The sequence below is a fragment of the gamma proteobacterium symbiont of Scutellera amethystina genome (assembly GCF_059730845.1).
Genome location: NZ_AP035935.1, coordinates 3071358 through 3086335 on the forward strand (window position 1 = coordinate 3071358; position 14978 = coordinate 3086335).

Consider the following 14978-nt stretch of genomic DNA (forward strand, 5'->3'; position numbering starts at 1 on the left):
ACTCCTCAGATAGACAGCTTATTGATGCGTTTGCCGCCGTACACCAGGTTAACGATGGCACGGGTGCCGACGATAGCGGTGAACATGGAAGTCGCAATACCGATAGCCGTGGTAATCGCAAACCCTTTGATCGAGCCGGTACCGACCGCATAAAGAATGATAACTTTAATCAGCGTGGTGACGTTGGCGTCGACGATACTGGAGAAGGCGCCTTTATAGCCTTCATGAATCGCCTGCTGTACCGAGCGTCCGTTACGCAGTTCTTCTTTAATACGTTCGTTAATCAACACGTTAGCATCCACCGCCACCGCCAGCGTCAGCACGATACCGGCAATGCCCGGCATCGTGAGCGTTGCGCCCGGTAACAGTGACATGATGCCGACAATCAGCACCAGGTTGCACAGCAGTGCGCTGGTCGCAATCAGACCAAACTTCTTGTAGAACACCACCATAAAGATGATGGAGGCGATCAGACCCCACAGACAGGCTTCGAGACCCTGCGTGATGTTCTGCTGGCCCATGGTTGGACCGATGGTCCGCTCTTCCACAATCTGGATTGGCGCAATCAGCGCACCGGCACGCAGCAGCAGCGACAGCTGACGCGCTTCGTTCGGGTTGCTGATACCGGTAATTCGGAAGCTATTGCCGAGGCGCGACTGAATGTTCGCCACGTTAATCACTTCTTCCTGCTTCACCAGAATCGCACGACCGTTCGCATCTTTCTTACCGCTGTCCTTGTACTCCACAAACAGGGTCGCCATCGGCTTGCCGATGTTGTCCTTGGTGAAGTTGGACATGATGTTACCGCCGGCGCCATCAAGCGAGATATTCACCTGCGGCTGGTTGTACTCATCCATACTGGACGTCGAGTCGGTAATGTGGTCACCGGTGAGAATCACGCGCTTGTACAGCACCACCGGCTGACCTTCACGCGTCTTTTTCACTTCCGAGTCACCCGGCACGCGGCCGCTGGCGGCAGCGCTCGGATCCACCGAGGTGTTGACCAGGCGGAACTCCAGCGTTGCGGTAGCACCCAGAATCTCTTTGGCACGCGCGGTATCCTGGATACCCGGCAGCTCAACCACGATGCGGTCAGCACCCTGACGCTGTACCAGCGGCTCAGCTACACCCAGCTGGTTCACACGGTTACGCAGGATGTTAATGTTCTGCTGCACCGCATATTCGCGCGCTTCACTCAGACGCGCATCGGTCATCACCGCACGCAGCGTGTCGCTGCCAGCGCTGGTGATCACCAGGTCGCGATGGCGCGGCGTCAGATAGCTGATGGCCGCATCACGGCTGGCGCCGTCGCGGAAGCGTATTTCGGTGCCGTAGTTAGCGATTTTGCTAACGTTGGTGTAAGGGATATTTTTTTCGCGCAGATCGCTGCGCAGGCCATCAGCATTCTGCTCCTGCAGCTTGCCGAGGGCAGTATCCATGTCGACTTCCATCAGGAAGTGCACGCCGCCGCGCAGATCGAGGCCGAGTTTCATCGGTTCAGCGGCCAGCATGGTCAGCCAGCGCGGTGTGGCAGGGGCCAGGTTGAGCGCCACGACGAAATCTTCGCCCAGCGCATTGGTGATGGCTTCACGCGCGCGCAGCTGAATATCCGTGTTAGCGAAACGGGCCAGAATGGCACCATTTTCCAGCGCGAGGGATTTGCTCTGGATATTGTCTTGTTTTAATACGGTCTGGATCTGATCCAACGTTTGCTCACTGGCGGCGCCACCGCGCGCACCAGTGATCTGAACGGCCGGATCCTCACCATAAAGGTTAGGAAGCGCATACAGCAGGCCGACGAGAATCACGACGACCAGCATGATGTACTTCCACAAAGGATAACGGTTTAACACGGCAGTTCCCTTCGGGAAGAATAAATTACAGCGCCTTCATTGTACCTTTCGGCAGAACGGCGGCCACGAAATCACGTTTAATCACTACTTCAGTGGTGTCGTTCAGGGCGATAGCGATGTAGCCGGTTTCAGCCACTTTCGTTACGCGTCCCACCAGGCCACCGTTGGTCAGCACTTCATCACCTTTGGAGATGGAATCCATCAGCTTTTTGTGATCTTTGGCGCGCTTCTGCTGTGGACGCAGGATCATGAAGTAGAAAATCAGACCAAAAACCACCAGCATGATCACCAGAGAATACGGACTTCCCTGAGACGGAGCGCCAGCTGCGGCCACGGCGTCAGAAATGAAAAAGCTCATTAAATTTCCCTCATTGATAGAATTATCAGACGTTTAACGGTGGAACCGCTTTGCCCGTCCGTTGGTAGAACTCGCTAACAAAGTGCTCTAATTTACCCTCTTCGATGGCCTGGCGTAAACCCGCCATCAGACGCTGGTAATAGCGCAGATTGTGGATGGTGTTCAGACGTGCGCCCAGTATTTCGTTACAGCGATCAAGATGATGCAAGTAGGCACGCGTGTAATTGCGACAGGTGTAACAATCACACTCCGCATCCAGCGGCGCGGTGTCATCTTTGTATTTCGCATTGCGGATTTTCACCACGCCATCGGTGACGAACAGATGGCCATTGCGCGCGTTACGCGTTGGCATAACACAGTCAAACATATCGATACCGCGGCGAACGCCTTCCACCAGATCTTCCGGTTTGCCGACGCCCATCAAATAACGCGGTTTGTCTTGCGGAATTTGCGGACAGACGTGTTCCAGGATGCGGTGCATGTCCTCTTTCGGTTCACCCACCGCCAGGCCGCCCACAGCGTACCCATCAAAGCCAATCTCTACCAGACCTTTAACCGAGACATCACGTAAATCTTCGTAAACCCCGCCCTGAATAATGCCAAACAGCGCATTTTTGTTACCGAGCGCGTCAAAGCGGTCGCGGCTGCGCTGCGCCCAGCGCAGTGACATCTCCATCGAGCGTTTAGCGTAATCCCAGTCCGCCGGATACGGCGTACATTCGTCGAAGATCATCACAATGTCGGAGCCGAGATCGTACTGAATCTCCATCGATTTTTCCGGGTCGAGGAAAATCGGATCGCCGTTGATGGGGTTGCGGAAATGCACGCCGGCTTCGGTGATCTTACGAATATCGCCGAGGCTGAACACCTGGAAGCCGCCGGAGTCGGTCAGGATTGGTCCCTGCCAGTGCATGAAATCGTGCAGGTCGCCGTGCAGTTTCATGATCTCCTGCCCCGGACGCAGCCACAGGTGGAAGGTGTTACCCAGCAGGATCTGCGCGCCGGTCTCTTTCACTTCTTCCGGCGTCATGCCTTTGACCGTGCCGTAGGTGCCGACCGGCATAAACGCCGGGGTTTCCACGACGCCGCGATCAAAGACCAGACGGCCACGGCGCGCGCGCCCGTCGGTGGTATCTAATTCAAATTTCACATTGACCTCTTTCGATAATCAGAGAAACAGTCTGATTACTCAGCCACCAACGATTTCGTCGGGAGCCTGTGGATTACGGGTGATGTACATCGCATCCCCGTAGCTAAAGAAACGGTACTGCTCCGCCACCGCGCTCTGATAAGCCGCCATGGTGTGTTGATAACCGGCAAACGCCGAGACCAGCATAATCAGCGTCGATTCCGGCAGGTGGAAGTTGGTGATCAGCGCATCAATCACCTGGTAGTGATAGCCCGGATAGATAAAGATCTGTGTGTCATCGAAAAACGGCGCGATCAGCCCCTCCTGGCAGGCCTGCGCTGCGCTCTCCAGCGATCGCACCGAGGTGGTGCCCACCGCCACCACTTTGTTACCGCGCGCTTTGCACGCCAGCACCGCGTCCACTACATCTTGCGGCACTTCGGCATATTCAGAGTGCATGATGTGATCGTTGATGTTCTCTACGCGCACCGGCTGGAAGGTGCCAGCGCCGACGTGCAGCGTCACAAACGCCATCTCCACGCCTTTCGCCTTCAGCGCCGCCAGCAGCGGCTCATCGAAGTGCAGACCGGCGGTCGGCGCTGCCACCGCGCCGGGGCGCGCGCTGTACACCGTCTGGTACAGCTCGCGGTCAGCTTCCTCATCCGGACGATCGATGTACGGCGGCAGCGGCATATGGCCGACGCTGTTCAGGATATCCAGCACCGCGCGATCGTCCGCAAACTCGATTTCGAACAGCGCATCGTGGCGCGCCACCATGGTGGCTTTGACGCTTTCGTCGTCGCCCAGCAGTAATTCGGCACCCGGCTTTGGCGCTTTGGAGGCGCGCACGTGCGCCAGCACACGTTTGTCATCCAGCATGCGCTCAACCAGCATCTCAATTTTGCCGCCGCTGGCTTTACGGCCATAGACGCGCGCCGGAATCACCCGGGTATTGTTGAACACCAGCAGATCGCCCGGATTGAGCTTATCCAGCACATCAGTAAACACGCCATGGTTCAGCGCCCCGCTCGGGCCATCCAGCGACAGCAGACGACATCCGCTGCGCTGCGCCTGCGGATAGTGGGCGATCAAAGATTCCGGTAATTCAAAGGCAAAATCGGCTACACGCATGCATCACTTCTTCAGGACTCAAAAAACAGGCGGCATAGTTTAGCGGAAAAGTGGGCAATTCTGAACAACTGGCTGCGCCGGTGTGATTCTGCCTATAATGCGCCATGAACTTTCTTGCTCACCTTCACCTTGCAACCCTGGCCGACAGCTCACTGCTGGGTAATCTGCTGGCCGACTTCGTGCGCGGCAACGTTGAGGCGCAGTGGCCGCAGCCGGTGGTGGCCGGTATTGCCCTGCACCGGCGCATTGATGTGCTGACCGATAACCTGCCGGAAGTGCGCAGCGCGCGTCAACTGTTCCGCGCCGAAACGCGCCGCGTTGCGCCGATTACCCTCGACGTGATCTGGGACCACTTCCTGGCGCGCCACTGGGATCAGCTGCATCCGGCGCAGTCGCTGTCTGCTTTTAGCGCCGCCGCCGAGCGCGACATTGTGCCGCAGCTGCCCGGCACGCCGGGCGATTTTATCGAGCTCAACGCGGTAATGTGGCGCGAACGCTGGTTTGAACACTATGCTGACCCGGCGCGGCTGGCGCGCGTGCTAAGCGGCATGGCGCATCGCCGTCCACGGCTGGCGGCGCTGCGCGACTCCTATCAGGATTTTGTCGACCACTACACCCAGCTCGAACCGCTGTTTTTCCAGTTCTATCCACGCCTGATGGCCGCCGCGCGCGCCCGGCAGCTGTGAAGCACAATTTGCCGCTGCCCCGCATTGCCTCCCCTTGCCAGCCGCAGCCATCTGCGGCTTAATGAAGCCTTGCTTAACTTTTGTTAAGCCAGTCACACAGCCATGGCGCTTTATCCGGCGTGGTTCGCCACGTCGATTGCCAGTGAATGATAAGAGGGAAAAATGTCATCAGCTACGCTAACCGAATTAGATGCCCGTTATCACTATGCCTGTGAGGTGGCGAAAACCGCCGCCAGCCGCGCGCTGGCGTGGTATCAGCAGCGCCATCAGCTGGTGGTGGAGCACAAGAAGGATTTGCAGGATGTGGTCAGCGAGGCGGATCGCAACGTTGAGCTGCTGGTAAAACACCTGATTCATGAGCGTTTTCCTGACGATGCGGTGCTGGGTGAAGAGAGCGGCGGTGACGTCAGCGGCGCGCGCTTTATCTGGGTCATCGATCCGATTGACGGCACCAGCAGCTTTCTTAACGGCCTGCACAACTGGTGCGTCTCGCTGGCGATTGTCTGTGACGATCAGCCGGTGATTGGCGTAGTCAGCGATCCTAATCATCAGGAAACCTTCCACGCCTGCCGCGGCAAAGGTGCCTGGGTGAATGACAAGCGCATTCAGGCACACAGCGCGCAGCGGCTCGATCAGGGGCTGCTGGGTCTCAGCAGCTCGAACAGCCAGCCGATTGAACCGCTGACCACCTTTATCAGCCAGCTGCTGGCGCAGGGCGGCATGTTTATCCGCAACGGTTCCGGTGCGCTGATGAGCGCCTGGGCGGCCGCCGGCCGGCTGATTGGCTATTACGAAGCGCATATGAATCCGTGGGATGGCCTGCCTGGCATTGTGCTGATGCGCGAAGCGGGCGGCGTCACCAACGATTATCTCAGCCACCATGGCCTGCAACAGGGTAATCCGGTGCTGCTGGCCAACGCGGTGCTCTATCCGCAGCTCAAAGCGCTGCTGCCGGCACAACCAACGCTATGAAACATCTGCTGCTGAGCGCGCTGCTGGCTTTGCTGGCGCTCACCGCGCAGGCGCAGCCGCGCTACCAGCTGGAAAAAGTGGTAGAGATCAGCCGTCACGGCGTGCGTCCTCCCACCGCAGGTAACCGTACGGAAATCGAAGCCGCCACCCAGCGCGCCTGGCCGCGCTGGCGCAGCGCCGACGGCGAACTCACCGCACACGGTTATGCAGCGGTCGTGAATAAAGGTCGCTGGCAGGGTGAACACTATCGCCAGCTCGGCCTGCTGCGCGCCGGCTGTCCCGATGCCGGGCAAATCTACGTGCGCGCCAGTCCGCTGCAGCGCACCCGCGCTACGGCGCAGGCGCTGCTGCAGGGCGCCTTTCCTGGCTGCGATGTGGCAGTTCATCACGTCGCGGGGGCGGTCGATCCGCTGTTTCAGAGCGAAAAACTGCCGTTTGGCCAAACGGATGCTGCCACGGAGCGGGCAGCGGTCGCGGCGCGCGCCGGCGATCTCGCCGCACTGCAACTGCGTTTACAGCCCGCCGTGCAGCAGCTCAGGCAGGCGGTATGCGCGGCAGATTGCCCGTTCTTCGATCGACCCTGGCAGCTGAAGCAGAGTAAAAGCGGCCATACCTACGTGCAGGGTCTCAGCGTGCTGGCCAGCATGGCCGAAACCTTACGGCTCGGCTGGAGCGAAAATCTGCCGTTCAGCCAGCTGGCGTGGGGCAACATCACCCGGGCGCAGCAGATCAGCGCCCTGCTGCCGCTGCTGACCGCCAATTACGATCTGAGTAATGATGTGCCGTATATCGCGCAAAAGCGTGCGTCGATTCTGCTGGACGCGGTGGTGCGCAACCTGCAGGACGATGCGGCGACGCCCTCCACCCGCTGGCTGCTGCTGGTGGCACACGATACTAATATCGCCATGCTGCGCACGCTGATCGGCTTCAGCTGGCAACTGCCCGGCTATGCGCGCGGTAATATTCCGCCCGGCAGCAGCCTGGTGTTTGAGCGCTGGCGCGATAACCAGACGCAGACGCTGCTGCTGCGCGTCTATTTTCAGGCGCAAAGTCTGGATGCGCTGCGCCAGCTAACGCCGATCGATCGGCAGCACCCGCTGCTGCGCCAGGAGTGGCATCAGCAAAACTGTCGCCAGACGGCAGTGGGCACGCTGTGTCCTTATCAATCGACGCTTGAGCACTGGCGCAACGCCATTGATCAGCGCGCGGTAATCCCCGTGGACTATCCCTGACGCCAGCCGCCGGGTTAAGCCAGACTGATTACACCGGCTTATTCCTGCAGCGAAATTACAGCAATAAACTGCAAGCTGGTGGGCACGGTTATCTGAGACTTTTCTTTTTTTTCCCTTAAAAGCGTTAGCGCTGTAAAACTGCGATATGCTGCACGGGTCAATCATCCCTTAGTAATACCTTTCTCTTTTTACATTTTTCGGCGACAGGATGCGCCGAGCTATTTTTACCCGCAGTAATGAAATCGCAAATTAACATTGAATAACTGGGATCCTGTTATGTCTGTACCTGTTTCGCTGCGCTATCGTCCGGATATCGATGGTCTGCGCGCTGTCGCCATTATATTGGTTGTGCTGTTCCACTGCGGCGTCAGCGCCGTGCCGGGTGGCTTTATTGGCGTCGATATATTTTTCGTTATTTCCGGCTTTTTAATTGGCGGCATTATCAGTAAAGAAATTACCGCCGGCACCTTCTCGTTTTATCAGTTTTATTTACGCCGCATCCGGCGTATTGCGCCCGCCCTGTTTTTTATGCTGATGGTATTGCTGCTGCTCGGTTATCTGCTGTTATCACCGCTGGAATTAAGCCAGCTGGCAAAATACAGCATGGCGGTGTTTCTCTCGGTGCCCAATATGCTGTTACTGAAGAGCGGCGACTATTTCAGTGCGGATGCCGATCTCAATCCGCTCCTGATGACCTGGTCGCTGGGCATTGAGGAGCAGTTCTATATCGTGCTGCCGTTTGTTCTGCTGCTGGCCGTGCGGCTGCGGCGCACAATGACCGGCGTGGTGCTACTGCTCAGCCTGCTGTCGCTGGCCGGCTGCCTGTGGTTAACGCCCCTCTCCAGCACTCAGGCGTTTTATCTGCTGCCAACCCGCGCCTGGGAACTGGGTGCCGGCGTGCTGCTGGCGCTGTGGCAACCCCGCCCCGTCACCGGCCGGCTGGCCAGCCTCTGTCATCTTGCTGGCTGGCTGTTGATCATCGGTGCCACGCTGTTACTCAGCCATAGCGATCGCTTCCCTGGCTGGCTGGCGCTGCTGCCGGTGCTGGCGGCCTGTCTGATGATCGGTGCACGCAGCCCGCTCAATCAGCGGCTGCTGGAGAACGCGCCGATGCGCTTCATCGGTAAAATTTCCTACTCGTGGTATCTGTGGCACTGGCCGCTGCTCAGTCTGGCACGCATCTGCAGCGATCGACCGCTCAGCATCTGGCAGGCGTTGAGCATCTGTGCCGTTGCGCTGGTCATCGCCTGGCTCTCCTGGCGCTTCGTCGAACAGCCATTCCGTCGGGCGCGCAGCGGTATGCGCTGGCTGATCCCCGGCTACTGCGCCTCGTCGCTGCTGGCAGCCGGTGCCATGGTGCTGCTGTGGCAGAGCGGTGGCCTGAAATCGCGCGTCAGTGAAGCGGTGATGCTTGGCGACGAATGGAAAGTCGCCGCCCAGCGCGATCCCTGCCTGCTGGATTACGGCGCCACGCGGCCCGCCCGCGATGCGCAGTGCCAGCCGCAGAGTGACACACCGGCGATAGCGCTGATCGGCGACAGCCATGCCGCCGCGCTGGCGGCCAACGTCGCCGATTACGCCCGGCGGCAGCAGAAACCGCTGTTTCAGCTGACCAAAGCCTCCTGCCCTTTCCTGCTTGACGCCACGCGCGCGATGCCGCAAAAACCGCAGCATGCACAGCAGTGCCTCGATTTTAATCAGCGGGTTCTGCCGATCATCCTGAGCGATAAAATAGACGAAGTGGTGATCAGCGCGTTCTGGGCGGCGGGCCTCAGTGCGCAGCCGGACAGCGGATTCCGCAGTCTCCGCGATCCGGCGCAGGACAATCTGCAGGCGCTGAAAAGCGGGCTGGATACCGTGGTGGCGCAGCTGCTGGCGGCGGGGAAAAAGATCACCCTCATAGACGATGTGCCGACCATCACGCTCGATCCGCTGCGCTACAGCCATAACCGCAATATGCCGCTGCGCCGCAGCCTGAATAGCTGGCTCAGCGCGCAGGATGGCGCGGCGCTGGCGGCGGAACGCACGCAGCAGATGCAGATGCCAAACGCATCGGTGGCAAATCTGTTAAAGGATTATCAGCAGCGCGGCGTGCGCGTGTTGTCACTGCAGGAGACGTTGTGTAATGCGCAGGGTTGTCTGGTCACTCATCAGGGCATGCCGCTCTGGTACGACAATAATCACCTGAATCCGTACGGCGGAGAGATGGCGCTGGGGAAAAACTGGTAATGCACAGCGGGCGAAGTCTCGCTTCGCCCGCTGTAAAGTTACTTACGCTTTACGTTTCTTCGCCAGCGGCCACGCCAGCAGCAGCAGAACAATCCACGCAAACCCGACGTACAGCGAGATACGCGTATCCGGGAAGTAGCCAATCAGCGCGATGATAAAGGCAAGGAACAGCACCCCCACCCACGCCGTAGCACTGCCGCCCGGCAGAGCAAACTGCAGCTTACCGGCCTGTTCTTTGCCGATTTTGTGGCGGAACGCGATCTGCGACAGCAGAATCATAATCCACACCCACACGGTGGCAAACGTCGCCAGCGAGGCAATCACCAGGAACACTTTTTCCGGCATCAGATAGTTGAGGTACACCGCCACCAGCATGGCAAGCATCATCACCAGCACCGTGACCCACGGAATGCCGCGATTCGACACCTTCATAAACATCTTCGGCGCATGACCCTGCTGCGCCATACCGTGCAGCATGCGGCCGACGCCAAACACATCGCTGTTAATCGCCGACAGCGAGGCAGTCAGCACCACAAAGTTCAGAATGGAGGCGGCGGCGGCGATACCGAGGTGCTGGAAAGTCAGCACGAACGGGCTGCCTGCGGTACCGACCTGGTTCCAGGGATAGATCGACATGATCACAAACAGCGTGCCGACATAGAACACCAGAATGCGCAGCGGTACGGAGTTGATGGCGCGCGGGATCGATTTCGCCGGATCTTTAGCTTCGCCGGCGGTGATACCAATGATCTCAATGCCGCCGTAGGCGAACATCACCATCTGCAGCGACAGCAGCATGCCGACGATACCGTGAGCAAAGAAGCCGCCGTTGGTCCACAGGTTATGGATGCCGGTCGGCTGACCGCCGTTGCCGATGCCCCAGAAAATCATGCCGAAACCGGCCACGATCATGATGATGATGGTGGCGACTTTGAAGAAGGAGAACCAGAACTCCACTTCGCCAAACACCTTCACGCTCATCAGGTTGATGGCGCCGATGATCAGCACCACCGACAGCACCCAAATCCAGTGCGGCACCTCCGGGAACCACACGCCCATGTAGATACCAAAAGCCGTGACGTCGGCGATCGCCACAATCAGGATTTCAAAGCAGTACGTCCAGCCGGTGATATAGCCCGCCAGCGGTCCGAGGTAATCCTGCGCGTAGCGTGAAAACGAGCTGGCCTGCGGATTGTTAACCGACATCTCGCCCAGCGCGCGCATGATGATATACGCCACGGCGCCGCCGATGATGTAGGCCAGCAGTACGCTGGGGCCTGCCATTTTGATGGCATCTGCCGAGCCGTAAAACAGCCCGGTGCCGATCGCCGATCCCAGCGCCATAAAACGGATGTGGCGCGTGCTCAGTCCGCGTTTGAGCTTATTGGTTTCTTGCATAACAAACAGTACCTGTGGAAATGAAAAAACCACGGGCAAGCCCGTGGTCGGAATTAACAGCGATGTCGCTTACTGGTGAACGGCAACCTGCTCACGCCCTTTCACCCGGTCAACCACCGCAGCAATCACCAGCATCGCCAGCGACGGCGGCAGCCAGGAGAGACCCTGATCGGCCAGCGGCAGATGCTGGCTAAACAGCGGCAGCGCATCTTTAAAGCTGGTGGTTTTGATGGCGTCGACGATACCAAACAGCAGGCTGATCAGCATGGTTGGCGCAATGATGCGCGTGCTGCGATTCCACCAGCTCAGGGTAAAGCTCAGTACCACCAGTACGATGCACGGCGGATAGATAGCCGTCAGTACCGGAATCGAAATCTGAATCAGGTGGCTGAGACCGAGGTTCGACACCAGCATGGCGAACAGGCCGAGAATAAACACCAGCGCTTTATACGACAACGGCAGATATTGCGCAAAGAATTCTGCGCAGGCGCAGGTCAGGCCCACCGCCGTAACCATACAGGCGACGAAAATCAGCGCCGCGAGGAAGACGCTGCCCATGCCGCCGAAGGTCTGCTGCACGTAAGCATGCAGAATCGAGGCGCCGTTAGCGTTCTGATCGACAATCGCGCCGCTGCCGGAGCCCAGCTTGAACAGGCTGAGGTACACCAGCGTCAGACCGACACCGGCGATCACGCCGGCCAGCATGGTATAGCGCGTCAGCAGTTTGCTGTCTTCCACGCCACGTGAACGCGCCGCATTAACGATGACGATACCGAACACCAGCGCGCCGAGCGTATCCATGGTCAGATAGCCGTTCACGAAACCGCTGGAGAAGGCCGCACGCTGGTAGTCGGCGGTGGCCGGCGAAATGCCGCCAGCCGGCCAAAGCAGCGCCGCGACGCCCAGAATGGTCAGCGCAACAATTTTCAGCGGCGCGAGGAAGTGGCCGACGGTGTCCAGCAGCTTGCCCGGATAGAGCGAAATGCCGATCACCAGCGCGAAGTACACCAGGCTATAGATAAACAGCGGCAGCGGGCCGTCGCCGGTCAGCGGTGCAATCCCGACTTCAAATGAAACGGTCGCGGTGCGCGGCGTGGCAAACAGCGGGCCGACGGCGAGATAGCACACGGTGGCGAGCAGCAGACCGGCCGCTTTACCAATCGGTGAGCTGAGCGCATCAATACCGCCGCCGACGCGCGCCAGCGCGATCACGGTCATCACCGGTAAACCAACCGCGGTGATCAGGAAGCCGAAGGCGGCAATCCAGACATGTTCACCAGACTGAATACCGACCATAGGCGGGAAAATGATGTTTCCTGCGCCAACGAACAGGGCAAAGGTCATGAAGCCCAGCGCCAGGATGTCCCTGGAGGTTAAACGATGTGTCATAAACTTCTGTACTGCCTGTAGCTGATGTTGCGGTGGAAGTTGGGTTTGTGTTGTCCCCTGGATGCGCGAAAACAATGGCTTAACTGGCTTGACCAGTGCGTTATGCGGGCCGAATCGGTACAGCGCAGGTGATTTAAACTGCTTTTCTTCTGTTCACAGAGGGATGAATCGACAACGGCGCAAATTAAAACGTTTATAGCGAAGAAAGGCAATACGGGATCGGAAAACCAGAAGGATATAACAGGAAAGCGTCAGAACGCAGTGGATAAGCAGGAAATAGTCGGAAAACACCTGAGATGATTTGCTTAAAGTTTCTGCAAAGCGGGCGATCTCCTTGCAGAAACCGCCGCAGGGATGCACAAAAGGCGCGCTTTACGCGCCTGTTTGCACAACTTTACAGCATCACCACACCTGTTGTGCGATGTCGACAACCAGACGAATCTTCTGCCACTGCTGCGCTTCGGTCAGGCTGTTGCCCTCTTCCGTTGACGCAAAGCCACACTGCGGGCTGAGGCAAATCTGGTCGAGGCTGACAAACTGCGCCGCTTCCTGCAGGCGCGCCTTCACCTGTGCAGCGTCTTCCAGCTCGCCGGTTTTGGTGGTGATCAGCCCTAATACCACCTGCTGATGACCCGGTTTGATGAAACGCAGCGGCTCAAAGCCACCGGAGCGCTCATTATCGTACTCGAGGAAAAACGCGTCGATGTTCACGCTGCCAAACAGAATTTCCGCCACCGGCTCGTAGCCGCCTTCCGAGATCCAGGTCGAGCGGAAGTTACCGCGGCACACGTGCAGGCCGACGGTGAGATCCGCCGGTTTATCTTCCAGCGCGCGATTCAGCACCTGGGCATAAATGCGCGCCAGCTGTTGCGGATCTTCACCGCGCTCGCGGATTTGCTGCTGCTGATCGCCTGAACACAGGTACGCCCACACGGTGTCATCCAGCTGCAGATAGCGGCAGCCAGCGTCGTAAAACGCCTTGATCGCCTCTTTGTAAGTCTGTGCCAGATCGGCGAAGTACTGCTCCAGATCCGGATACACCGTGGCATCAATCACTTTACGGCCGCCGCGGAAGTGCAGCACGCTCGGGCTGGGAATGGTCATTTTCGCCACCGCATCGCCGGCTACGCTTTGCAGGAAGCGGAAATGGTCCAGCATCGGATGCTGCGGGTTGAAAGCGACTTTGCCGGTGACCTTCACGCCGTGCGCTTTGGTCTGCACACCGTTGAACTGAATGCCCTGATCGGCCTCGAACAGCTCGACACCGTGCAGATGGCCAAAGAAATCAAAGTGCCACCAGGCGCGGCGGAATTCACCGTCGGTCACCACCTGCAGACCGCTGGCGCGCTGCTGCTCCACCACCTGGCGAATCGCATCGTCTTCTACCTGACGCAGCTGGTCGGTGCTGATGGCACCACTGGCGAACTGTTCACGTGCCTGTTTAATGGCAGCGGGACGCAGAAAGCTGCCGACGGTATCGGCGCGGAACGGGGCGGTGTTGCGTTGCATATTCACTCCTGCACTGACACATAATTGCGTCAGGGTATAATTGCGTACGGTTATTTTTGGCCATCTGGATGGCTATATGTCCATAAGAGTGACATGCCGCCCCACCGGCGGCAATGGAAGAAAATTCAGGGGACGTGAAAAAAATTCATGATCGGTCAGCGTGAATTAGTTTTGCGCAATCGCCGCGCGCGCCTGCGCGATCTGGCTGTCGGACAGCGGCAGGTAGCCGGCCTCCGTTACGCGGCGCTGCCCCTGCGCAGAGAGCACCTGCTGCAGAAAGGCGGCGACCAGCGGCGGCAGCGGTTTGCCGGGTGCTTTGTTAACGTAGATATACAGAGGGCGCGACCACGGATAACGGCCGCTGCGGATCGATTCGGCATCCGGCATGACGCTGTCGCCGCTGGCGGTGACGATCGGCAGGGTTTTCACGCCGCTCAGGTGAAAGCCAAAGCTGGCGTAGCCGATGCTGTTCGGCGTGCTGGCGACCGCCTGCACCACCGCCGCCGAGCCGGGAAACTCCGCGACGTCAGCGCGGAAATCGCCGCGACACAGCGCCTGCTGCTTGAAAAAGCCCCAGGTGCCGGAAGCGGAGTTACGGCCAAAGCGCTGAATACTGCGCGTTGCCCAGTTCGCCGTATGCAGGCCAACATCGCCCCAGCGCTGCGGCACCTGCTGTGCGCCGCACAGCCGGGTCACGGAGAACAGCGCATCCAGCTGCGGCTGACTGATGGACGGCAGCGGATTGTCCTGATTAACCACCACCACCAGCGCATCCATCGCCACCGGCACCGCCAGCGGTGCATAGCCATAGCGCGCGATAAACAGCTGACGCTCATCCACCTGCATCGGCCGGCTCATAGCGCCAAGCTGAGCGGCCCCGGCGGCCAGCGCGGTCGGCGCCGTCGACGATCCCGCCGCCTGCACCTGCACGTTGACACCCGGCGACTGACGGCTGAAATCTTCGCCCCACAGCGTCATCAGGTAGCCCAGCGTGTCCGAGCCCACGCTGCTCAGGTTGCCGGTCAGCATGCTTTGCTGAGCCGTCGCCAGCAGCGGGCACAGTAATAAAAGAGAGAGCAGCAGCGATTTCAT

12 protein-coding genes are annotated in these 14978 nt (G+C 58.9%); 4 read left to right on the top strand and 8 right to left on the bottom strand.

Annotated features, from left to right (window positions below):
* Positions 1 to 5: 5 nt before the first annotated feature.
* From secD to queA, 4 genes are read right to left on the bottom strand one after another with little or no spacing between them, the layout of a single operon-like run.
* Complete coding sequence (secD, locus tag AC6I79_RS14505; protein ID WP_071813591.1) at positions 6 to 1853, bottom strand: protein translocase subunit SecD; 1848 nt, start codon at positions 1851 to 1853, stop codon at positions 6 to 8.
* A gap of 25 nt (positions 1854 to 1878) precedes the next feature.
* Positions 1879 to 2211 (bottom strand): preprotein translocase subunit YajC, encoded by a 333-nt coding sequence (yajC, locus tag AC6I79_RS14510; RefSeq protein ID WP_021507155.1) that lies wholly within the window; start codon positions 2209 to 2211, stop codon positions 1879 to 1881.
* A 25-nt stretch (positions 2212 to 2236) separates the two neighbouring features.
* The gene (tgt, locus tag AC6I79_RS14515) at positions 2237 to 3361 is read right to left on the bottom strand and encodes a tRNA guanosine(34) transglycosylase Tgt (RefSeq protein WP_021507154.1); all 1125 of its coding nucleotides are present in this window, start codon (positions 3359 to 3361) and stop codon (positions 2237 to 2239) included.
* Positions 3362 to 3400: 39 nt separating this feature from the next.
* On the bottom strand, positions 3401 to 4471 hold the full coding sequence (gene queA / locus AC6I79_RS14520; RefSeq protein WP_278707830.1) for a tRNA preQ1(34) S-adenosylmethionine ribosyltransferase-isomerase QueA: 1071 nt from the start codon (positions 4469 to 4471) through the stop codon (positions 3401 to 3403).
* Positions 4472 to 4575: 104 nt separating this feature from the next.
* Here queA and AC6I79_RS14525 point away from each other — a divergent pair, with 104 nt between their 5' ends.
* The 4 genes from AC6I79_RS14525 (at position 4576) to AC6I79_RS14540 (ending at position 9590) form a co-directional block, all read left to right on the top strand.
* A complete protein-coding gene (locus tag AC6I79_RS14525; protein ID WP_058781210.1) occupies positions 4576 to 5157 on the top strand; it encodes an ACP phosphodiesterase in 582 nt (193 codons plus the stop codon).
* 162 nt (positions 5158 to 5319) lie between these two features.
* Positions 5320 to 6129 carry an inositol monophosphatase family protein gene (locus AC6I79_RS14530; RefSeq protein WP_021507151.1) on the top strand — a complete coding sequence of 270 codons (810 nt, stop codon included), beginning with the start codon at positions 5320 to 5322 and terminating at the stop codon, positions 6127 to 6129.
* The gene (locus AC6I79_RS14535) at positions 6126 to 7361 is read left to right on the top strand and encodes a histidine-type phosphatase (RefSeq protein WP_498027345.1); all 1236 of its coding nucleotides are present in this window, start codon (positions 6126 to 6128) and stop codon (positions 7359 to 7361) included. The genes AC6I79_RS14530 and AC6I79_RS14535 overlap by 4 nt, the downstream gene beginning before the upstream one ends.
* A 276-nt stretch (positions 7362 to 7637) precedes the next feature.
* A complete protein-coding gene (locus AC6I79_RS14540) occupies positions 7638 to 9590 on the top strand; it encodes an acyltransferase family protein (protein WP_498027346.1) in 1953 nt (650 codons plus the stop codon).
* A 42-nt stretch (positions 9591 to 9632) separates the two neighbouring features.
* On the opposite strand, the gene proY is transcribed toward AC6I79_RS14540, so the two are convergent.
* The 4 genes from proY to AC6I79_RS14560 all read right to left on the bottom strand — a co-directional run bounded on the left by proY (position 9633) and on the right by AC6I79_RS14560 (position 14978).
* Positions 9633 to 10988, bottom strand: a complete 1356-nt coding sequence (proY, locus tag AC6I79_RS14545) for a proline-specific permease ProY (protein WP_058775216.1) — start codon at positions 10986 to 10988, stop codon at positions 9633 to 9635.
* Between the two features lie 69 nt (positions 10989 to 11057).
* Complete coding sequence (gene brnQ / locus AC6I79_RS14550) at positions 11058 to 12377, bottom strand: branched-chain amino acid transport system II carrier protein (RefSeq protein WP_088516226.1); 1320 nt, start codon at positions 12375 to 12377, stop codon at positions 11058 to 11060.
* Between the two features lie 402 nt (positions 12378 to 12779).
* On the bottom strand, positions 12780 to 13886 hold the full coding sequence (locus AC6I79_RS14555) for a cobalamin-independent methionine synthase II family protein (protein ID WP_498027347.1): 1107 nt from the start codon (positions 13884 to 13886) through the stop codon (positions 12780 to 12782).
* Positions 13887 to 14051: 165 nt separating this feature from the next.
* Positions 14052 to 14978 carry a PstS family phosphate ABC transporter substrate-binding protein gene (locus tag AC6I79_RS14560; protein ID WP_058781206.1) on the bottom strand — a complete coding sequence of 309 codons (927 nt, stop codon included), beginning with the start codon at positions 14976 to 14978 and terminating at the stop codon, positions 14052 to 14054.